Origin of the sequence: Kitasatospora phosalacinea (assembly GCF_000717185.1) — a bacterium.
Classification (GTDB): Bacteria; Actinomycetota; Actinomycetes; order Streptomycetales; family Streptomycetaceae; genus Kitasatospora; species Kitasatospora phosalacinea_A.
In genome coordinates, this window is record NZ_JNYE01000009.1 from 34,918 (window position 1) to 55,295 (window position 20,378).

Genomic DNA, 20,378 nt, shown 5'->3' on the forward strand with positions numbered 1-20,378 from the left:
ACTCCCTCGCCCGGAGCGGCCGGGCCCCTTCGCGTCCGTCACCGGCAGGTGTCGGCGTCCTCCCGTTCGCTCCCGCCGCGGATCCGGTAGACGCTGGGCCGCAGCTCCTCGGAGAGCGCCCGCACCAGCGGTTCCGCCTCCGGCGACCAGCGGGTCTCGTCCGACCAGACGACGTCCGCCAGCACGGGCACGTCACCGGCCGCCAGGAAGGACAGGTCGACCCCGCGGGCGTCGACCTGGCGCCTGGCCAGCGCGCGCAGCGTGAACCAGCTGTGCCCGGGGAGGGTGCGTGTGATGCTGATGGCCGCGGTGAAGTCGACGCCGTGCACGATGGCCGCGTACAGCTCGTGGCCCACGTGCGGGAAGGGGAGGAACCGGCGGACCAGCGCGAGGTTCGGCGCGATCTTCCGGGCCAGACCGAGGAGGTGCTCCAGCTCGCGGGTGCGTGCCCGGTCGAGCAGGGCGCGCACCTCGTCCGAGGCGGACGGGTGGCGGGGCACCTCGACGACGGTCCAGACGTCCGTGGCGGAGACGGTGCAGCGGTCCCCGCGAGGCCGGGGCGGCTCGTCCGTGTAGCGGCGCAGTGCGCGGGCGAGCCGGAGGGCGAGCTCGCCAGCCTCGACGAAGGCGAGGAGACGGGTGTGGTCCACACTGTCGTCGAACGGGAAGGCGGTGTCCGCGTAGGCCTGGGCGAGTTCGCGGATGCGGGCGAAGTTCCGGGTCAGGGTCCGGACCGCGATGAGGGTCGATGCGTCGGGGCCGGTTGACGCGGCCTCCTCGTGGGCCATCAGCGCGGTCAGCAGCGCGTTGCTGTCCGTCGTCGCCCTCACGTGCCGCAGCAGGTCCGCGGCGGTGGTGTGCAGCAGGGCGTCGAGGGCCTCATCGGACGGGTCGTCGTGGTCGTTCACCGGGTTCCCTCCTTCGCGGTCAAGTCCCGGGCCAGTTCGCGGCGGAGGGCCGTCCGGCCCTGTTTGCGCAGGTCGCGGACCTTCTGGGTGGTCACCTTGAGCAGGTCCGCGATCTCGGACTCGGTGGCCTCGTCCAGGGTGAGGGCGAGGACGGCCCGCTGCGGTTCGGGGAGGGCGGCCAGGGCGTTCAGCACGGTCAGGGTCTGGGCGGTCAGGTCGGCGTGGTCCGGGGCGGGGGAGGGCGTCTCGGGGGGTTCGGCCACGGGCACGGTCAGCGGCTGGACGCGCTTGCGCCCCGGCGGCCGCATGTGCACGTTCCAGGTGACCCGGCGCAGCCAGCCGAACTGGTTGCCGATCGTCTCCCACCGCCCGGCCAGGACTTGGTGCCAGGCCTGCAGGACGGCCTCCTGGACGGCGTCCTCGGCGTCCTGGCGGTTCACCCCGCGCAGCATCAGCAGTCGGACCAGCCGTGGGTGGGCCTCGTCCAGGAGGGCCAGGAACTCACCGCGCACGCGTCCCATCCTGGCGTCCACCGCGGCGGCGGGGTGGCTCTTCCCGGTGACCGGACCGTCCGTGCGCCGTGAAGCGGTGTCATCGGTGTCCACGCGCGGGGCCCTTCCGGTTGCCGACCTCGATCAGCACGCCGCGCTCGCCGAGGTCGACGATCCGGCTGCCCGCCGGGAGCTCCCGCAGGTGCTGACGCCGCGACAGCTCCCGTTCGCGCCGCACCTGCACGCGCGCCTTGCACCAGGCCGCCGTGACGCCGGTGACCAGCGTGCCCGCCGTGGCTGCCAACAACGTGACGCCGGGATCCATGGCTCCTCCTGACCGTCCCCGGGGCCGGCCCGCTGCCGCCCCCTGTCCCTCTGTGGCCGTCCGGGAGCATGATCGGGAAGCCGGGGGCGGGATTTCGCGGTCAGCGGTGCGGCACCGGCCCCGTGGAGTCGCGGACGATGAGTTCGGTGGCGAGTTCGACGTGCAGGGCTTCGACGGCGGTGCCTTCCAGGAGGCGGAGGAGGAGGCTGACGGCCAGGCCGCCGAGTTCTTCCAGGGGTTGGCGGACGGTGGTGAGGGTGGGGACGGAGGTGCGGCTGAGGTAGTCGTCGTCGAAGCCGACGAGGGAGAGGTCGGCGGGGACGCGGAGGTTGCGGTCGTGGGCGGCGCGGAGGGCGCCGATGGCGGCCTTGTCGTTGAAGGCGACGAGGGCGGTGGGGCGGTCGGGGAGGTCGAGGAGGCGGCCGGCGGCGGTGTGGCCCCAGTCGCTGGTGGGTTCGATGCTGGTGACGAGTTCCGGGGGGATGAGGACGCCGGCCTCGGCGAGGGCGGCGGTGTGGCCGGCGAAGCGGGAGGCGGAGGCGAGCCAGTCGTCGGGGCCGTTGATGAAGCCGATCCGGCGGTGGCCGAGGGCGACGAGGTGGGCGGTGAGGTTGCGGGCGCCGGTGAAGTGGGAGGCGGAGACGGCGGCGATGTCGCGGGGGACGGGGGTGCGGGGGTCGACGACGACGAACGGGAAGTCCTGGCGCCGGAGTTGTTCGAGCTCCGCACCGTCCTCGACCGGGAGGACGAGGAGCGCCCCGGCGAGGTCGCGGCGGCGGGGGAGTTCGGCGAGCGCCCCGTTGTGCTGGGCGGAGCTGCCCGCGCTGAGGATCAGCTCCCGGCCGTGCCGGTCGAGCGCTTCGGCGACGGCGGTGACGATGGTGCCGAAGTAGTCGGTGAGCAGGTAGGGGCAGCGGACGAAGACGGCGCCGGGCCGGGCGGTGCGCTTGGCGGCGGGGCCGGGGTCGGGCGCGCCGAGCCGTTCCATCGCCTCCCGGACGGCGGCCTCGGTCTGCCCGGAGACGGCGGCCTGGCCGGTCAGGACGCGGGAGACGGTCGCGGGGGAGACCCCGGCGGCGGCCGCGATCTCCCGGACGGTGACCCGCGCGGACTTCGGCCTACCCATGTGTTTCATTGTTTCGTTTCATGGAAGCGATCTTACATCTCCCAACTCGCAAGGGGTGCACGAATCTTGACACGGGGAAAGCCGGTGCCGTTTCCTGAACGCACTGCACGGATTGCAGAAATGTTTCATTTTGTTTCATGAAGGAAGCGGAAGGACCACCGATGTACCGACGCGCGCTCGGCACCGCCACGGCCGCCGCCCTGGCCCTGACCCTGACGGGAGCGGCCCCCGCGCCCTCGCACCGGCCCGCCGCCGAGGTCCAGGTCTGGGTCACCACCCCGGACGGGGCCGAACTGCTGCACCAGCGGCCGTCGGTGGCCTTCCACCCGGGCGCGTCCGCCCGCACCACGATCACCGTCGACCCGGGGCAGGCCTTCCAGCGCATGGACGGCTTCGGCGCCTCGATCACCGACTCCTCCGCCGCCGTCCTGAGCGCCCTGCCCCCGGCCGACCGGGACGCCGCGCTGCGCCGCCTCTTCGACCCGGCCGCGGGCATCGGCATCAGCATGGTGCGCCAGCCGATCGGCTCCTCCGACTTCACGGCCGCCGCCGCGCACTACACCTACGACGACGTCCCGGCCGGGCAGAGCGACTTCGCGCTGAGCCGCTTCTCGATCGCCCACGACGAGCAGCAGGTGCTGCCGCTGCTGCGCCGGGCCCGGAGCCTCAACCCGGAGTTGAAGGTGGTGGCGACCCCGTGGAGCCCGCCCGCCTGGATGAAGACCGGCGACTCGCTGCTGGAAGGCAGGCTCAAGGACGACCCGGCGGTCTACGACGCGTACGCCCGCTACCTGGTGAAGTTCGTGCAGGCGTACGCGGCGGCCGGCGTCCCGGTGGACTACCTGACGGTGCAGAACGAGCCGCAGAACCGCAAGCCCAACGCGTACCCGGGCACCGACCTGACCGCCGAGCAGGAGGAGAAGGTCATCGAGGCGCTCGGGCCGCTGCTGCGCAAGGCCAGCCCGCGCACCAGGATCCTCGGCTACGACCACAACTGGGCCACCCACCCGGACGACGTCGCCAACACCCCGCCCGGCGCGGACCCGGAGACCGACTACCCCTACCGGCTGCTGGACAGCGGCGCCGCCCGGTGGCTGGCCGGGACGGCCTACCACTGCTACGCGGGCGACCCCTCCGCGCAGAGCGCGCTGCACGAGGCGTACCCGGACAAGGGCATCTGGTTCACCGAGTGCTCGGGCTCGCACGGGCCGGACGACACCGCCGCGCAGACCTTCCGCGGGACGCTGACCTGGCACGCCCGCAACCTGACCGTCGGCGCGACCCGCAACTGGGCCAAGTCGGTGCTCAACTGGAACATCGCGCTGAACGAGCACGACGGCCCGCACAACGGCGGCTGCGGCACCTGCACCGCGCTGCTGACCGTGCACGGGGACGGCGGCGTGACCACCGGCGCCGAGTACTACACCATCGGCCACCTGTCGAAGTTCGTCCGCCCCGGCGCCGTCCGGATCGCCAGCACCAGCTTCGGGACGCCGGGCTGGAACGGGCAGTTGACCGACGTCGCGTTCACCGATCCGGACGGGTCGACCGTGCTGGTGGTGCACAACGAGAACGACGCGCCGCGCGACTTCGCCGTCGCGGTCGGCGGGCAGAGCTTCGAGTACACCCTGCCCGGCGGGGCGCTCGCCACCTTCCGCTGGCCCGGGTCCGGTGCGCCGAAGGCCGACCGGCGCGAGGTGCCGCTCACCGGCGCCACCGCCACCGCCCGACCGGCCGCCGCGGACGCCAAGTCGGCGATCGACGCGGACGCCTCCACCCGGTGGAGCACCGGGCAGGCCCAGGCCCCCGGCCAGTACCTGCAGATCGACCTCGGGCGGCGCACCGCCTTCGACCGGATCGCCCTCGACAGCGGCGACAACCTCGGTGACCAGGCCCGCAGTTGGCGGATCGAGAGCAGCGAGGACGGCACCCGCTGGCACCCGCTCGCCACCGGCACCGGCGCTGGCCAGCTGACCACCGTCGACCTGCCGCGCAGCACCCGGGCCCGCTACCTGCGGATCACCAACACCGCTGCGGCGCCCGGCTGGTGGAGCCTCGCGGACGTCCGCCTCTACCGCTGACCACCTCCGGTACGCGCACCGCCCCGCAGCACCCCGCAGTGCCAACACCCCACCCCCCCACGAGGAGCAGTCCCATGCACGGACCGCACCGCCCCACCCGGATCGCCGTGGCCCTCGCGCTGGCCGCCGCGGGCCTGGCCACCGTCGGCAGCACGGCCGCCGGGGCCGCCGACACCACCGCACAGGTCTGGATCACCACCGCCGACGGCAGCAGCCGCCTCGCCCAGGCCGCCGCCGTCCCGTTCTCCGCCACCTCCCCGCAGGCGCAGGACATCGCGGTCGACGCGGCCGACGTGCAGCAGCCGCTGGTCGGCTTCGGCGCCGCGTTCACCGAGTCCTCCGCGCACCTGGTGGCGGGCCTGTCCGCGACCACCCGGGCCGCCCTGATGAACGACCTGTTCTCCACCGCGGGCGGCGGCATCGGCCTCAACTACCTGCGCCAGCCGCTCGGCGCCTCCGACTTCGTCTCGCACCTGCCGTTCTACTCGTACGAGGACACCAGGGGCTCGTTCTCGATCGCCCGCGACCAGCAGGAGATCCTGCCCGCGATCAACCAGGCCCGCGCGGTCAACCCGAACATCCGGATCATGGGCACCCCGTGGTCGCCGCCCGCCTGGATGAAGACCTCGGGCTCGCTGAACGGCGGCAGCCTGAAGCCGGAGAACTACGGGGACTTCGCCGACTACCTGGTCAGGGCGATCCAGGCGTACGGCGCGGCGGGCGCCCCGATCAGCGACCTGACGGTGGCCAACGAGCCGAAGTTCCAGACCACTTACCCCTCCACCGGGATGACGGCTGCCCAACAGGCGGACTTCGTCAAGGTGTTGGACGCCAAGCTGACCGCGGCGGGCCTGCCCACCGACCTCTACGCGTACGACCACAACTGGGACGACACCGCGTTCCCGCTGAGCGTGCTCTCCCAGGACGCCTCGGTGGCCCGGCTCAAGGGCGCCGCGTTCCACTGCTACGGCGGCCAGCCCGAGGCCGAGCAGCAGGTCGCGAACACCGGGAAGGCGGTGTTCTTCACCGAGTGCACCGGCACCGACTCGGCGACCCCGGCGCAGACCTTCAGCAGCACGCTGAAGTGGCAGACCGAGAACCTGGTCATCCGCAACCTGCGCAGCGGCGGCCGCACCGCGGTGCTGTGGAACGTCGCGCTGGACGCCAACGGCGGCCCGCAGTACGGCAACTGCTCCACCAACTGCAACGGCGTGCTGGAGGTCAGCGGCGGCACGTACAGCAAGAACGCCGAGTACTACGTGCTCGGCCACGTCTCCAAGTTCGTCAAGCCGGGCGCCCACCGGATCGGCTCCACCAGCCAGGGCAGCGGCGGCCTGCAGGACGTCGCCTTCCTGAACCCGGACGGCTCGCGCGGCGCCGTGGTGCTCAACGCCACCGGCGGCTCCCAGCACTTCTCGATCAGCGACGGCGGCCGCTCCCTGGTCTACGACCTCCCGGCCGGGGCGGTCGCCACCTTCACCTGGCCCGGCACGCCCACCGGCGGCGGGGGCGGGGGCACGGGCGGGACGATCGACACCGCGGCCTGGTACACCCTGGCCAACGCCAACTCCGGCAAGTGCGTGGACGCCACCGGCTGGGGCACCGCCAACGGCACCGCCGTCCAGCAGTGGGCGTGCGGCACCGGCGCCAACCAGCAGTGGCAGTTCGCGCCCACCGACGGCGGCTACTACCGCGTCACCAACCGCAACGCCGCCGCGACCGCCCAGGTGCTGGACGTCACCGGCGCCGCCACCGCCGACGGGGCCAAGCTCCAGACCTGGCAGTGGTCCTCCGGCGCCAACCAGCAGTTCAAGCCCGTCCAGCGGGCCGACGGCAGCTGGACGCTGGTCAACCGCAACAGCGGCAAGTGCCTGGACGTCACCGACGTCTCCACCGCCGACGGCGCCCGCCTCCAGCAGTGGGCCTGCACCGGCGGCTCGGCCCAGTCCTTCCGCCTGACCGCGGTCGGCTGACCGCACCCCCCGAGACCGGGGCGGCCGGTTGGTGGACCGGCCCGCCCCACGGGGCGCCCGCCGCGGACGACGCCTGAGCGCCGCGGCGGGCGCCCCATCCTCCGTCGGGCCGGACGCCCCATCTTCCGTCGGGCCCGGCGGACTGATCCGGCGTCAGCCGACGCTCCGTCGAGTCGACGTGTTCCGTTCAAGCCCCGCTTACCTCACCATGGGACCGTGCCGGTGCGCCTACGCGCGTAGCGCACGTCTGTGCCGCCCCCTTCCACGGTACGAGGAGATCAACAGATGACCAGGGCTTCGAAGGCCGTCCTCCCGGCCGCCCTCGCCGCGACCGGCCTGCTGCTCGCCGCCTCGGCGGCCACTACGGTCGGCACCGCCACCGCCACCGCCGCCACCACCTCCGCCACCGCCGCCACTGTGACCACCCCCAAGCGGGTGCTGTTCGACAACAGCAAGGGCGAGACCGCCGGGAACGCGGACTGGATCATCTCCACCGGCCAGCCCGACCCGCTCGCCCAGAACGCCAACCCGAGCACCGAGACCTCCTGGACCGGCGCGATCTCCGCCTGGGGCGTCGCCCTGCAGAAGACCGGCAACTACAGCCTCAAGACCCTCCCCGCGGGCAGCACCATCACCTACGGCACCGGCGGCGCGCTCGACCTCGCCAACTTCGACGAGTTCGTCCTCCCCGAGCCCAACGTCCGGCTCAGCAGCGCCGAGAAGACCGCCGTGATGAAGTTCGTCCAGAACGGCGGCGGCCTGTTCCTGGTCTCCGACCACAACGTCAGCGACCGCAACAACGACGGCTGGGACTCCCCGGCGATCATCAACGACCTGCTCACCAGCAACGGCGTCGACAACACCGACCCGTTCGGCTTCTCCGTCGACCTGCTGAACATCGCCAACGAGAACCCGCGCGCGATCACCGACACCACCGACCCGGTGCTCAACGGCGCCTTCGGCAAGGTCACCGGTTCGATCATCCGCAACGGCACCACCTTCACCCTCAAGCCCGCCGACAACCCGTCGGTCAAGGGCCTGCTCTACCGCACCGGCTACAGCGGCAACACCGGCGCCTTCTTCGCCACCTCGACCTTCGGCAGCGGCCGGGTCGCGATCTGGGGCGACTCCTCCCCGATCGACGACGGCACCGGCCAGTCCGGCAACACCCTCTACGACGGCTGGAACGACCCGGCCGGCACCGACGCCGCCCTCGCCCTCAACGCCACCGCCTGGCTCGCGGGGAACAGCGGCACCGGCGGCGGAACGGGCGGCGGCACCGGCTGCACCGCCGCCCAGCTGATCACCAACCCCGGCTTCGAGACCGGCTCCACCTCCGGCTGGACCGAGACCAACAGCAACGGCACCAGCACCGTCAACTCCAGCAGCAGCGAACCCGCCCACAGCGGCAGCTACGACGCCTGGCTCAACGGCTACGGCGCCACCACCACCGACACCCTCGCCCAGACCGTCACCCTCCCGACCGGCTGCGCCGCCTACACCCTCAGCTTCTGGCTGCACATCGACAGCGCCGCCTCCACCACCACCGCCTTCGACACCCTCACCGTCACCGCCAACGGCACCACCCTCGCGAGCTACAACAACACCAACGCCGCCGCCGGCTACCAGCAGCGCACCTTCAACCTCGCCGCCTACGCGGGCCGGGCCGTCACGCTGAAGTTCACCGGCACCGAGGACTACACCAAGCAGACCTCGTTCGTCCTCGACGACGTCAACGTCAACGTCTCCTGACACCCCGCCCCGGGCCCTCCGCCGCGGCCGCCCCGGGCGCCCGCGGCGGAAACCCCGTTCCCCCGGCCGCGCGGTCGGGGCATGATGGCCCGATGAACCGCACCGACCAGCAGGGTTCCGGCCAGCCACGCTCCGACCAGCAGGGTTCCGACCAGCAGCGCTCCGAGGGGCAGGGTTCCGAGCGGCAGCGCTCCGAGCGGCAGCGTTCCGAGGGGCGCTTCCACGTCATCGTGCTGTCGAACTTCGCCAGGGGCTTCGACAAGTACGCGCTCACCTACGGCAAGGCGGGCATCCCGGAGAGCACCTTCCCGGACAGGTTCCACCTGCTGACCCGCACGGAACTGGGCATCGGGACCGCCAAGGCCGGACGGCTGCTGGAACGGCTGGCGATACCGGGCGACCGGCTGCTGGTGCTGGAGACCGAGGTCGACCCCGACGCGCTGCACCCCAACGAGGCCACCGGCCTCGGCGCGGAGCTGCACCGGGACCGCATCCGGCTGTCGGCCGTCCACGAGCCCGCGGCGGAGCCGGACGGGCGGATCACCCTGACCCCGACCACCGTCGAGGACGCGATGGCCGCCTCGCTGCGGCTCAACCCCGACCTGGCGGCCTACGCCGACCTGCGGCCGCGCTCGGTCTCCGTCCTGCCGGTGGCCGCCGCCTGCCAGGCCAAGTGCTCGTTCTGCTTCTCCGCGGCCTCGATCTCCAGCGACCAGCCGCCCGCCCGCGTCCCGTGGGACACCGTCACCGCCTGGCTGGAGCGCGGCCGCGCGGCGGGCGCCGAACGGGCCGTGATCACCGGCGGCGGCGAGCCCACCCTGCTCCCGTTCGAGCAGCAGCTGCGGCTGGTGGCCGCCTGCGCGGCCGCCTTCCCGAAGACCGTCCTGATCAGCAACGCGCACAACCTCGCCAAGCTCGCCCCCGCCGACCGGGCCGACCGCCTGGCCGAGCTGGCCGCCGCCGGGCTGAGCGTGCTGGCCGTCTCCCGGCACCACCAGGACGACGACGCCAGCGAGCGGCTGATGGCGCTGCGCACCCCGGTCGGCGAGGTCGCCGACACCTGGCGCGAAGGGCGCGAACGCTGGCCCGGGCTGCGGCTGCGGCTGATCTGCGTGCTCCAGCACGGCGGCGTCGCCGACGAGGAGGGCGTCGCCGCCTACCTCTCCTGGGCCGCCGCCCACGGCGTCGAGGAGGTCTGCTTCAAGGAGCTGTACGTCTCCACCAGCACCGAGTCGCTGTACCACGACCACGCCGCCAACCGCTGGAGCCGCGACCACCAGGTCTCGCTGTCCGTGGTCACCGGCTTCGCCGAACGGCACGGCTTCCCGGAGACGGGCCGCCTGCCCTGGGGCGCACCGGTCTTCGACGGCAGCTGGGACGGCCGCCCGATGCGGATCGCCGCCTACACCGAGCCCAGCCTGCTCTGGGAACGCACCCACGGCGTCGCCCGCAGCTGGAACGTCCTGGCCGACGGCCGCTGCTACGCCTCCCTGGAGGACCGGGCCAGCGAGGTCCTCCCGGCGGGTGCCCTTCCGGTGGAGGTCCTTCCAGCGGGGTCCCGCCCGGCGTCGGAAGGGGCGACGGCGTGAGGTTCGACGGCACGAGGTCCGACAGCACGAGGTTCGACGGCGTGAGGTTCGACGGCACGAGGTTCGACGAGTTCCAGGCGCACCGGCAGCACCTGCTCGCCGCCGACCCGTCCCTGCTGGACGCCGCCGAGACCAACGTCTACCGGGCGCTCGCCCCGCTGCGACCCGGCCCCCCGGACGGCGACGGCACCCGCACGGTCTACCGGTGCGACCTGGCCCGCACCTGGCTGCGCCGCTACGGCCTGCCCGAGGAGTGGTCGCGCCGCGCGATGGTCGGCGGCGGCGTCCGGCACGGCCTCGACCTGCTGTTCCGCCACCTGCACACCGTCGGCGCCCGGCTGTGGCTGCCCGCCGACGTGTACCCGGTCTACTCCGAACTGGCCCGCGCCGCCGGGCTCGCCCCCGGCTCCTACCCGACGCTGCCCGCCCCCGTCCTGCCGCAGGCCCCGCCGGAGGGCGAGCGCCCCGAGTACCTGCTGCTCGCCAACCCCAGCAAGCCGCTCGGCCGCCACCTCACCGACGCCGAGTGCGCCGCACTGGCCGCCTGGCTGGAGCGCTCCCCGCACCGGCGCCTGCTGATCGACGCCGTCTACGACCTGGGCACCCCGTTCGCCCCCGGCACCCGGCGGCTGCTGGACACCGGCCGCGCCGTCCTGCTGCACTCGGTCACCAAGGGCTGGCTGCACCCCCGCACCTTCGGCATCGTCCTGCTCGGCCCGGACGACACCGCCGTGGCCGAGGCCTTCCGCGGCGACCCGCCCGGCCAGGACCGGCTCCGGCTCGCCGAGAGCCTGCTGGCCGAGCACGCGGACACCCCGCGCCGGGTGGAGGCCGCGCTGGCCGCCCGCGCCGAACGCCTGCTCGCCGCCCTGCCCGCCGACGTCCGCGCGGCCGTGCCCGCCGCCGCCCGCACCAGCCCGGGCAACTACTTCTTCCCGGTCGACACCCCGGCCGGGACGCTGCTGGCCGAGCACGGCCTGCTCGCCCTCCCCGCCACCGTCTTCGGCGACACCGCCTGGACCGGCTCCGTCCTCACCAGCCTCGCCGCCCCCTTCGCCCCCTTCGCCCCCGCGCCGGAGAACCACCGATGAAGCCCCTCCAGGACCTGGCCGTCTACGACGACGCCGACTTCTACGACCGGGAGTTCGCCACCCGCACCCACGACGTCCCGTTCTTCCTCGACCAGGCCCGGCGCGCCGACGGCCCGGTCCTGGAGGTCGCCTGCGGCACCGGCCGGATCACCCTGCCGATCGCCCGCGCGGGCGTCGACGTCACCGGCCTCGACGTGATGCCCAGCATGCTCGCGCTCGCCCGCCGCCGCTCCGCCGCCGAGGGCCTGCCCGTCGAGTGGCTCGAACAGGACTGCCGCGACATCCGCACCGGGCGCCGCTACGCCCTGGTCTTCTCCGCCACCAACGCCATGCAGCACCTGCACGACCTGGACTCCGTGCTCGCCTTCCTCACCTCGGCCCGCGCCGCGCTGCGCCCCGGCGGCACGCTGCTCCTGGACGTGTTCAACCCCGCCCCGGCGAAGCTCACCCGGCTGCCCGACGCCCCCTACCGCCACAAGTCGGTCACCGACCTGGACGGCACCGAGCTGGAGGTGCGCGCCGCCACCGGCTACGACGCCGCCACCCAGGTGCTGCACTTCACCCTCGACTACCTGCGCGCGGGCGAGCGCGTCCGCACCAAGAAGGTCAGCATGCGCTGCTTCTTCCCGGAGGAACTGCTCGCCCTGTGCCGCCTGGCCGGCCTCGACGTCGTGGAGCGCTGCGGCGACTACGACTCCTCCCCGTTCACCAGCGCCTCGCCCAAGCAGATCCTGTTCTGCCGGGCCGCCCCCGGAGCCTGAGCGACCCCGTCCGTGAGCACGGTGTGCGGCAGCGGCTCGAAGCCGTTGAAGCCCTGGGTGAGGTAACTGACCGCGTAGGCGCCGGTGGAGAGGATCCACACCGGGTCGCCGGAGGCCACCGCCCGGGGCACCGGCACCAGGCCGGAGTCCTGCCCGTGCGGGAAGGTGTCGTCGCTGTCGCAGGTCGGGCCCGCCACCACGGCCGGGACGCACTCCGGCTCCGGGTGGGTCGGGAAGACCAGCCGGTACTGCACCTGGTCCATCTCGTACAGCCCGTTGAACTTCCCGCAGCCCAGGTAGAGCCAGTGCTCCCGCCCGCCGTCCGGCTGCTCGCGGGAGGTCAGCCGGTAGACGTGGGTGCGGATCGCGCCCTGGTCGGCGACCAGGTGGCGGCCCGGTTCCAGGACGAAGTCCAGTGCGCCGCCGTGCAGTCGGCGCAGCTGGTCGACGCCCTGCCGGACGGCCCGGAAGATCTCGTCGAGCGGCGGGTCGAGGGCGGTGCCGTGCCGGTCGGTGTAGCCCAGGGCGGGCAGGCCGCCGCCGAGGTTGACGTGGTCGAGCCGGACGCCGCGCCGGTCGAGCTCGACCAGCACCTCGCCGATCAGCTCGAACGCGGCCGTCCAGGCCTTGGCGGTCAGCTGCTGCGAACCGACGTGCACCGAGAGCCCGGCCGGGGTCAGCCCGGCCGCGCGGGCGGCCGTCAGGACGTCGACGGCGTCCGCCGCCGAGCAGCCGAACTTGCGGCTCAGTCCCCACAGCGCGCCCTCGCCGCTGGTGGCGAGGCGGCAGAACACCCGTGCGCCCGGGGCGTGTTCGGCGATCGCGCGGACGTCCTGGAGGCTGTCGGTGGCGAAGTCCCGGATGCCCAGGCGGTACGCCTCGGCGATGCCCCGGTCCGACTTGACGGTGTTGCCGTAGTGCACCCGGTCGGCCGGGACGCCGGTGCGCAGCGCCTGGGCGACCTCGTGCGGGCTGGCGGCGTCGAAACCGGCGCCGAGCGCGGCCAGGTGGGCCAGCACCTCGTCCACCGGGCAGGCCTTCATGGCGAACCGGACGGCCACGCCCGGCAGTTCGTCCCGCAGCGCGGTGTAGCGGCGGGCGATGCCGGCCAGGTCGTAGAAGATCCGGTCGTCGGTGGCCGCGGCCAGGGCGGAGCGCAGCGCGGGGGTGAGGGCGGGGAGTTCGGTGGTGGGGTTCAACGTGCCGGGTCCTCGCCGTGCGGGGGCCGCAGCGGCCCGAACGCGCGCAGGGCGGCCCGCAGTTGGTCGCGGTGGGGCTGCACGGCGCGGTCCAGGGCGGGGGCGAACGGCAGCACGGCGCCGTCCGGCCGGGTGATCCGCCGGGGCGGGGCGACCAGGCGCATCTCCTCGGCCGCGGTGGCGAGGACCTCGGCGCCGATGCCGCAGCTGCGGTTGGAGTCGTCGATGACGACCAGGCGCCCGGTGCGCTCCAGCGAGGCGGCCAGCGCCGCCCAGTCGAACGGGTACAGGGTGCGCGGGTCGAACACCTCGACGGAGAGCTCCGGGGCGAGTTCCTCCGCGACGGCCAGCGCGTCGTGCACCAGGTGGCCGACGGCGACCACGGTGACGTCGGTGCCCGCCCGGTGGATCCGGGCCGAGCCCAGCGGGATCGGCGCCAGCTCCCACGTCACGGTCTCCCGCACCGGCAGGGCCGCGGCCGGGGCGAACACCACCACCGGGTCCGGGTCGGCGATCGCCGAGCGCAGCAGCCCGTACGCGTCGGTGGGCGTGGCCGGGACGACGGTCTTCACCCCGGCGTGCGCGAACAGGCCGTACGGGTGGTCGGAGTGCTGCCCGGCCCAGCCGTCCCGGGAGCCGGAGCCCGGCACCAGGCAGGTCAGCGGGACGGCGGCCTGGCCGCCGGTCATCAGCGAGAACTTGTGCGCCTGGTTGACGAGTTGCTCGAAGACCAGGAACAGCAGCGAGGGGATCTGGAACTCGATCACCGGCCGCCGCCCGGTCAGCGCGGCGCCGATCGCCATCGAGGTGAAGGCCTGCTCGGAGAGCGGGGTGTCGACGATCCGGCCGGGGCCGAAGCGGTCGAGCAGGTTGAGGGTGGGCCCGGCCATCCCGGCGCCGATGTCCTCGCCGAAGACGCAGACCGCCGGGTCCGCGGCGAGGGCGTCGGTGAGCGCCCGGTTGAGCGCCTTGGTGTAGGAGAGCCTCATCCGCGGTGCCCCGCCCTCGGACGCAGCCCGTCCGCGTACAGGTGCTCCAACGCCCTTTCCGGCGAAGGGTGTTCGGAAGCGAGGGCGAACTCCCGTGCGGCGCCGAGCTGTTGCTCCACCGAGGCGTCCAACTCCGCGGCCAGGCCGGGCGGCAGGAGCGCGGCGGCGCGCGGCAGCGGGTCGAGGGCGCGCCAGTCGGCGACCTCCTCGGGGGTGCGGTAGTGCAGTTTCATCAGCCGTTCCATGGTGTGGTGCCCCTCGAAGCGGTAGGTGCGGCACTCGAGGAAGCCGGGGCCACCGCCGGCGGCGGCCCGTTCGACGGCCGCGGCGGCCGCCGAACGGACGGCCTCGGTGTCCATCCCGTCCACCTCGGCGGCGGGGATCCCGAAGGCGGCGGCCCGTCCGGTGGCACTGCCCGCCACCGCGGTGGCGGCGGGCAGCGTGGTGGCGTAGCCGTTGTTCTCGCAGACGAACAGCACCGGCAGCCGCCACATCGCGGCCAGGTTCAGGGACTCCAGCAGGACGCCCTGGTTGAGCGCGCCGTCGCCGAAGAAGGCGACCGCGACCCGGTCCTCACCGGCCTGCCGGGCGGACCAGGCGGCACCGACCGCGATCGCCCCGCCCGCGCCGACCATGCCGTTGGCGCCCAGGATGCCGAGCGAGAAGTCCGCGGCGTGCATCGAGCCGCCCCGGCCCCGGTTCAACCCGCCGGTGCGGCCCAGGAGTTCGGCCAGCAGCCGGGCCGGGTCCGCGCCCTTGGCGAGCACGTGGCCGTGGCCCCGGTGGGTGGAGGTGATCCGGTCCTGCGGGCGCAGCGCCGCGCAGACGCCGACCGCGACGGCCTCCTGCCCGATGTACGGGTGGATGCCGCCGGTGATCTCCCCGGACCGCACCAGGCCGAGTGCGAGCTCCTCGAAGCCGCGGACCAGCCGCAGCATCCGGTAGCGCCCGGCGGGCGAGCCCAGGTCGGCCGGGGCGGCTGGAGCTGCCGGGGCTGCCGGGGCTGCCGGAGCGGCCGGAGCGGCCGGAGCGGCCGGGTCGTGCTGGGTCACCGGGCTCCCCGCCAGATCACCGGGCAGAAATCGGGGTCGGCGTAGTCGGGGCGGCCGTCGGCGGTGCGGCGCACCAGCACGTCGTGGTTGTACGCGGCGGGGGAGCCGTCCGGGCGGGTGGCGTGCCGGTACTCGTTGGCGCCGTCCTGGAGGTGCAGCGAGACCGCCCGGCGCGGGAAGTCGGCCAGGTTGGCGCCGCTGCCGTGGTAGGTGCGGCAGTGGTGGAAGCTGACGTGCCCCTTCGGGATGACCACCGGGACCTTGCGGACCTCCGCGCCGTTGTGGGCGGCGTTGGCGGTCAGGATCGACTCCAGCTCGGAGCGGTCGCGCTGGGCGAAGTGCCGGGTGGCGTCCTCGCCGGAGGGCAGTTCCCGCCAGCGGTTGCTGCCGTCGACCATGGTGATGGTGCCGTTCTCCACCCCGCAGTCGTGGAACGGGATGAACGCGGTCAGCATCTCCTCCGAGGAGGAGGTGTGCCAGTAGTGCTTGTCGAAGTGCCACGGCACCTGGTTGGAGGGCTCCTCCGGCACCGGCGGCTTGAGGATCAGCGTCGACTGGAAGACCCGGATCTCCTCCGCCCCGGCGAGCAGCGCGGCGACGGCGCCGACCAGCGGCTTGCGCAGGAGCGCGCCGAGCGCGTCGCTCTCGTGGTGCACGTAGTCGTTGTGCCGCTGGACCGGCCCGTGCGCGGGCTCCCAGGCGGCCAGGTTCGGCGGCCGGACGGCCAGGGTGCGGTCGCGGTGGCCGTCGTAGTACGCGTCGGCCGCGGCCTGGAGGGCGTCGACCTCGGCGTCGGTGAACAGCTTCCCGGAGAGGTACCAGCCGTGCTCGCGGTAGCCGGCCACCTCCTCGGGGGTGGGCAGCAGGGCGCGCTCGGCCGCGGTCAGCTCGAACTCGGTCACGGTGGTCACGGGGGTGCTCCTCCTCGGAGGGTGGTCGGGGCCCGGTCGGGGGCGGGGCAGGTGCGGGTCAGGCGGAGGTGGAGGCGGTGGCGCGCTGGCGTTCGACGGCCTCGTACAGGGCCTTGATGTTGGCGGTGCCGAAGGTGCCCGCGCCCTGGCGCTCGATCACCTCCAGGAAGAAGGTCCGCCGGGGGTGGGTGGAGCGGGCGAAGATCTGGAACAGCTGGCCGCCGTGGTCCTGGTCGACCAGGACGTTCAGCTCGCGCAGCGTCCCGACCGGGATCGCGGTGCCGCCGAGCCGCTCGGCCAGGGCGTCGTAGTAGGTGCCGGGGGTGGTGAGGAACTCGACGCCGTGCGCGCTCGCGGTGCGGACGGCGGTGGCGATGTCGCCGGTGCGGAAGGCCAGGTGCTGGACGCCCGCGCCGTCGTGGTCGGCGAGGAAGGTGTCGATCTGCCCGGCCCGGCGGCCGGTGTCCGGCTCGATCAGGGTGAAGGTGACGTCCCCGGAGGGGCTCTGCACCACGCTGGAGTCCATCCCCTGCTCGCCGACCGCGATGTACTCGCCGAAGATCCGGTGCATGCCGAGCGCGGCCTCGCAGAACAGCACGGCCCGCGCCAACTCCCCGGCGGGCACGCAGATCGCGACGTGGTCGAGGGCGTCCAGCAGCTCGCCGCCGACGGCCTCCGGGGCATCGGCCGGGGCATCGGCCGGGGTGGCGGTCGGGGCGTCGTCCGGCAGGGCGACGAAGCGCAGCGCGGTGTCGCCGAAGCCCGCGATCAGCGCGCCCTCCCGGTCCAGCACCTCGGCGCCGTGCCGTTCGGCCCGCTCCAGCGCGGCCCGCGGGTCGGTGCAGCCGAGCGCCAGCACGGCCACGCCCTCGCCGTGCCGCTCGACGTAGCGGGCCACCGGGTGGTCGGTGATCCCGCTGGAGAGCAGCCGCAGCCGGATGCTGCCCTGCCGCAGGTGCACGGCCTGCACCCCGGGCCTCCACACCGGCTGCTCGGCGTCGCGCCGGAAGCCGAAGCAGGTCTGCAGTTCGGTGGCGCGCTGCGCGGCGTCCGCGCAGTGGTACTCGACATGGGTGATCGTCTGGATCGACAACTGGACTCCCTGAAAGCGGAGTTGAGAGCGGAGGTGCTGACCGGTGCGCAGGGGCGGGCCCTGGCGGCCTACTTGGTGGTACGGGTGGGCGTCGGCCCGAAGACCAGGCTGGTGTTGTGGCCGCCGAACGCGAAGGCGTTGCTCAGCGCGGCCCGCAGCACAGCCGGACGGGCGGCGCCGCGGACGTGGTCCAGGTCGCACGCCGGGTCGGGCTCGTCCAGGTTGAGGGTCGGCGGCAGCAGCCCGCGGGCCACCGCCAGTGCGGTGACGGCGGCCTCCACCGCCCCGGCCGCGCCCAGCAGGTGGCCGGTGGCGCCCTTGGTGGAGCTGACGGCGGGCCGGTGCGCGCCGAACACCGCGCGCAGCGCGGCCGATTCGGCGATGTCGCCGAGCTTGGTGCCGGTGCCGTGCGCGTTGACGTAGCCGATGTCGGCGGCGTCCAGCCCGGCGTTGGCGAGGGCGGCGCGCATCGCGTCGGCGGCACCCGCGCCGTCCGGGCGCGGCATGGTCGGGTGGTGGGCGTCGGTGCTGGAGCCCCAGCCGATCAGCTCGGCGTACCCGGCCGCGCCGCGGGCCTCGGCGTGCTCGGCGCTCTCCAGCACCAGGACGGCGCTGCCGTCGCCCAGCACGAAGCCGTTGCGGCGGGCGTCGAACGGCCGGGACGCCTGCGCCGGGTCGTCCCAACCCTGGGCCAGCGCACGGGCGTTGGTGAACGCGGAGACGATCGTCGGGTGCAGCGAGGCGTCCGTCCCGCCGCACACCACCACGTCCGCGTCACCGGCCCGGATCAGCCGCAGCCCCTCGGCCACCGCCTGCGCACCGGCCGCGCAGGCCGTCACGATCGCGGTGCTGAAGCCGCGGATGCCGTGCTTGATCGCGATCCGGGCGGTCGCCATGTTGGAGAGCATCCCGGGCAGCAGGTACGGGCTGACGCCGGGACGCCCGCGCTCCCGGCGCCGCCCCGCTTGCTGCTCGTAGGTCTCCAGGCCACCGCCGCCGGTGCCCAGCACCACGGCGGTGCGGCGGGCGTCGACGTCCCGGCCGACGACCAGGGCGGCGTCGGCCAGCGCGCCGTCCGCGGCGGCCAGCGCCAGCAGCACGAACCGGTCGACGCAGCGGGTCTCGGTCGGCGGCAGCACCTCCCGGCCGTCGACGTGCGGGGCGATCCCGGCGGCGGGCAGCCAGCCGTGCGCGACGTGGCCCTCCGGCACGGCGGTGATGCCGCTGCGCCCGGAGGTCAGCGCCGCGAAGACCTCGTGCGGGTCGCGGCCCAGCGAGGTGACCGTCCCGATGCCGGTGACGACGGCGCCCGGCCGCCCGGCCCGGCTCACCGGGCGCCCGCCGGGGCCGCCGGTGCCGCTGCGGTGTCCGCCGGGGCCGCCGCGGTGTCCGCCGGGGCCGCCGCGGCGAGGTGGCGCTCGCGCAGCAGGACCTTGCGGACCTTGCCGGTCGGGCCGAGCGGGAGGTCGTCCTCGCCGACCACCAGCACCGAGCGGACGGTCGCGGCGGTGTCCCCGTCGAGCGCGGCGAGCACCTCCGCGGTGCGGTCGGCGGCCGGGTCGGCGCCGTCGGCGAGGAGCAGCAGCACGTCGGTGACCACCCGGCCGCCGCCGTCCCGCACCGCGACGACCGTGCAGTCCTGCACGTCGGGGACGGCGGCCAGCACCCGCTCCTCGGACATCGCGGTGTACAGCCGCTTGCCGCCGCCGAGGTCGACCGCGTCGACCAGCCGGTCGACGTGGTAGTAGTAGCCCTCCTCGTCCCGGTACATCAGGTCGCCGGTGAGGAAGCGGCCGCGCAGCCGGGTGCGGTAGGTGGTGACCGAGTCGTTCCAGTAGCCGGGTGCCAACGTCGGTGAGGCGGTGGCGAGTTCGCCGACCTCGCCGGGGCCGAGCGGCTCGCCGTCCGGGCCGACCACCTCGCAGTCGACGAAGGTGTGCGGGCGGCCCACGCAGCGGCCGTACTTCTCGGTGCCGGGGGCGTGGGTGATGTGGAAGTGCGAGTGGCCCATCTCGGTCGAGCCCAGGCCGTCGACGAACACCGAGCCCGGCAGGCGGCCGCGGCCCTCGCGGGTGACGGTCTCCCGCGAGCCCTGCGCGATCAGGCGGCGGATGTGCGCCTCGTGGGCGCAGTCGCCGGTGTTCCACCACAGGCCGACCGAGGACAGGTCGCGGGCCGAGAGGTCCTGCCGGGCCAGGTCGGCCCAGGTGGTGGCGAAGCCGAACACGCTCTGCGGCCGCCAGCGCTCGATCGCCTCCAGCACGGCCGGGCCGGTCTGCTGCGAGATCAGGTGCAGCCGGGAGTGGAAGCTGAGCGCCAGGTTGAGCGTGATCAGCGTCGCGGCGTGCGCGGCGGGCAGCGCGCTGAGCACCCGGTCGATGCCCTGCGGCCGGGGCAGCGCGGCGCGGTGCCGGATCGACGCGTACAGGCTGGCGTGCGAGTGCACCACGGCCTTGGGCATCCCGGTGGTGCCGGAGGAGTGGGTGATCGCCACCGGGTCGTCCGCGTGGTGCCGGTACGGGGCGGGCGCCGACTCCGGGTCGCCGGTGCCGAGGTCGGCGGCGTCGGCGAGCACCGGGGCCGCCGGGTCGTGCCCGGCCAGTTCGGCCCGGTGCGCGGGGTCGGCGAGGATGCCGACGGCGCCGAGGCGGGCGATGTAGCGGGCCGCCCGTTCGCCCTCCACCCCGGGGTTGAGCAGCGCCGGGACCGCGCCCAGCCGGGCCAGCGCCAGGAAGGACAGCACCTGGTCGGCGGCGGCGCTCGCGTACACCACCACCACGTCCCGCCGGCCGACCCCGAGGGCGTGCAGCGCGGCGGCCCGGGCCCGGACGGCGCGGTCGGCCCCGCGCAGGGTGAGCGCCTCCCCGGCGGGACGGCCGTCCACCGTGGTGTCGAAGGACAGCAGCGGGTCGTCGAGGCCGGTGCCCAGGGCGGTCCTGCTGGTCAGCACGTTCCCGGCGCCGACGTCCGGGTCGTTCGCCAGGAGGCTGCGGATACTGCGGATGCTGCTCACGGTGTGGATCCCTCCCACGGGCCA

At 74.3% G+C, this 20,378-nt stretch carries 17 protein-coding genes; 6 read left to right on the forward strand and 11 right to left on the reverse strand.

Going from position 1 to position 20,378, the window contains the following annotated elements:
- Window positions 1-38: 38 nt before the first annotated feature.
- From OO57_RS05710 to OO57_RS05725, 4 genes are all read right to left on the reverse strand, one after another.
- On the reverse strand, window positions 39-908 hold the full coding sequence (locus OO57_RS05710) for a hypothetical protein (protein ID WP_033251167.1): 870 nt from the start codon (window positions 906-908) through the stop codon (window positions 39-41).
- Window positions 905-1,420 (reverse strand): RNA polymerase sigma factor, encoded by a 516-nt coding sequence (locus OO57_RS05715; RefSeq protein WP_158715026.1) that lies wholly within the window; start codon window positions 1,418-1,420, stop codon window positions 905-907. The genes OO57_RS05710 and OO57_RS05715 overlap by 4 nt, the downstream gene beginning before the upstream one ends.
- 79 nt (window positions 1,421-1,499) lie before the next feature.
- Window positions 1,500-1,724, reverse strand: a complete 225-nt coding sequence (locus OO57_RS05720) for a hypothetical protein (RefSeq protein WP_033251169.1) — start codon at window positions 1,722-1,724, stop codon at window positions 1,500-1,502.
- A 100-nt stretch (window positions 1,725-1,824) separates the two neighbouring features.
- Complete coding sequence (locus OO57_RS05725) at window positions 1,825-2,850, reverse strand: LacI family DNA-binding transcriptional regulator (protein WP_033251170.1); 1,026 nt, start codon at window positions 2,848-2,850, stop codon at window positions 1,825-1,827.
- 161 nt (window positions 2,851-3,011) lie between these two features.
- Here OO57_RS05725 and OO57_RS05730 point away from each other — a divergent pair, with 161 nt between their 5' ends.
- The 6 genes from OO57_RS05730 (at window position 3,012) to OO57_RS05755 (ending at window position 12,097) form a co-directional block, all read left to right on the forward strand.
- The gene (locus tag OO57_RS05730; protein WP_033251171.1) at window positions 3,012-4,931 is read left to right on the forward strand and encodes a discoidin domain-containing protein; all 1,920 of its coding nucleotides are present in this window, start codon (window positions 3,012-3,014) and stop codon (window positions 4,929-4,931) included.
- A gap of 74 nt (window positions 4,932-5,005) precedes the next feature.
- Window positions 5,006-6,904: an RICIN domain-containing protein gene (locus OO57_RS05735; protein WP_033251172.1), complete on the forward strand. Its 1,899-nt coding sequence runs from the start codon at window positions 5,006-5,008 to the stop codon at window positions 6,902-6,904.
- A 285-nt stretch (window positions 6,905-7,189) separates the two neighbouring features.
- Entirely contained in the window at window positions 7,190-8,656 is a 1,467-nt protein-coding gene (locus OO57_RS05740; RefSeq protein ID WP_033251173.1) for a hydrolase, read from the forward strand.
- Window positions 8,657-8,748: 92 nt separating this feature from the next.
- Window positions 8,749-10,245 carry a radical SAM protein gene (locus OO57_RS05745; RefSeq protein WP_081973476.1) on the forward strand — a complete coding sequence of 499 codons (1,497 nt, stop codon included), beginning with the start codon at window positions 8,749-8,751 and terminating at the stop codon, window positions 10,243-10,245.
- A 41-nt stretch (window positions 10,246-10,286) separates the two neighbouring features.
- Window positions 10,287-11,336, forward strand: coding sequence for an aminotransferase class I/II-fold pyridoxal phosphate-dependent enzyme (locus OO57_RS05750; protein WP_033251174.1), 1,050 nt, complete (start codon window positions 10,287-10,289; stop codon window positions 11,334-11,336).
- Window positions 11,333-12,097: a class I SAM-dependent methyltransferase gene (locus tag OO57_RS05755; RefSeq protein ID WP_033251175.1), complete on the forward strand. Its 765-nt coding sequence runs from the start codon at window positions 11,333-11,335 to the stop codon at window positions 12,095-12,097. Before OO57_RS05750 ends, OO57_RS05755 begins: the two co-directional genes overlap by 4 nt.
- Here OO57_RS05755 and OO57_RS05760 read toward each other — a convergent pair.
- From OO57_RS05760 to OO57_RS05790, 7 genes are all read right to left on the reverse strand, one after another.
- A complete protein-coding gene (locus OO57_RS05760; RefSeq protein ID WP_051776653.1) occupies window positions 12,025-13,296 on the reverse strand; it encodes a type III PLP-dependent enzyme in 1,272 nt (423 codons plus the stop codon). The genes OO57_RS05755 and OO57_RS05760 overlap by 73 nt on opposite strands.
- Entirely contained in the window at window positions 13,293-14,285 is a 993-nt protein-coding gene (locus OO57_RS05765; RefSeq protein WP_033251176.1) for an alpha-ketoacid dehydrogenase subunit beta, read from the reverse strand. The genes OO57_RS05760 and OO57_RS05765 overlap by 4 nt, the downstream gene beginning before the upstream one ends.
- A complete protein-coding gene (locus tag OO57_RS05770) occupies window positions 14,282-15,337 on the reverse strand; it encodes a thiamine pyrophosphate-dependent dehydrogenase E1 component subunit alpha (RefSeq protein WP_234337230.1) in 1,056 nt (351 codons plus the stop codon). Before OO57_RS05770 ends, OO57_RS05765 begins: the two co-directional genes overlap by 4 nt.
- Complete coding sequence (locus tag OO57_RS05775) at window positions 15,334-16,248, reverse strand: phytanoyl-CoA dioxygenase family protein (protein WP_033251177.1); 915 nt, start codon at window positions 16,246-16,248, stop codon at window positions 15,334-15,336. The genes OO57_RS05770 and OO57_RS05775 overlap by 4 nt, the downstream gene beginning before the upstream one ends.
- Before the next feature lie 58 nt (window positions 16,249-16,306).
- Window positions 16,307-17,341, reverse strand: coding sequence for a 4-hydroxyphenylpyruvate dioxygenase (gene hppD, locus OO57_RS05780; protein WP_033251178.1), 1,035 nt, complete (start codon window positions 17,339-17,341; stop codon window positions 16,307-16,309).
- Window positions 17,342-17,409: 68 nt separating this feature from the next.
- Window positions 17,410-18,672, reverse strand: coding sequence for a beta-ketoacyl-[acyl-carrier-protein] synthase family protein (locus tag OO57_RS05785; protein ID WP_033251179.1), 1,263 nt, complete (start codon window positions 18,670-18,672; stop codon window positions 17,410-17,412).
- Window positions 18,669-20,354: a class I adenylate-forming enzyme family protein gene (locus OO57_RS05790; protein WP_063737501.1), complete on the reverse strand. Its 1,686-nt coding sequence runs from the start codon at window positions 20,352-20,354 to the stop codon at window positions 18,669-18,671. Before OO57_RS05790 ends, OO57_RS05785 begins: the two co-directional genes overlap by 4 nt.
- Between the last annotated feature and the right edge of the window lie 24 nt (window positions 20,355-20,378).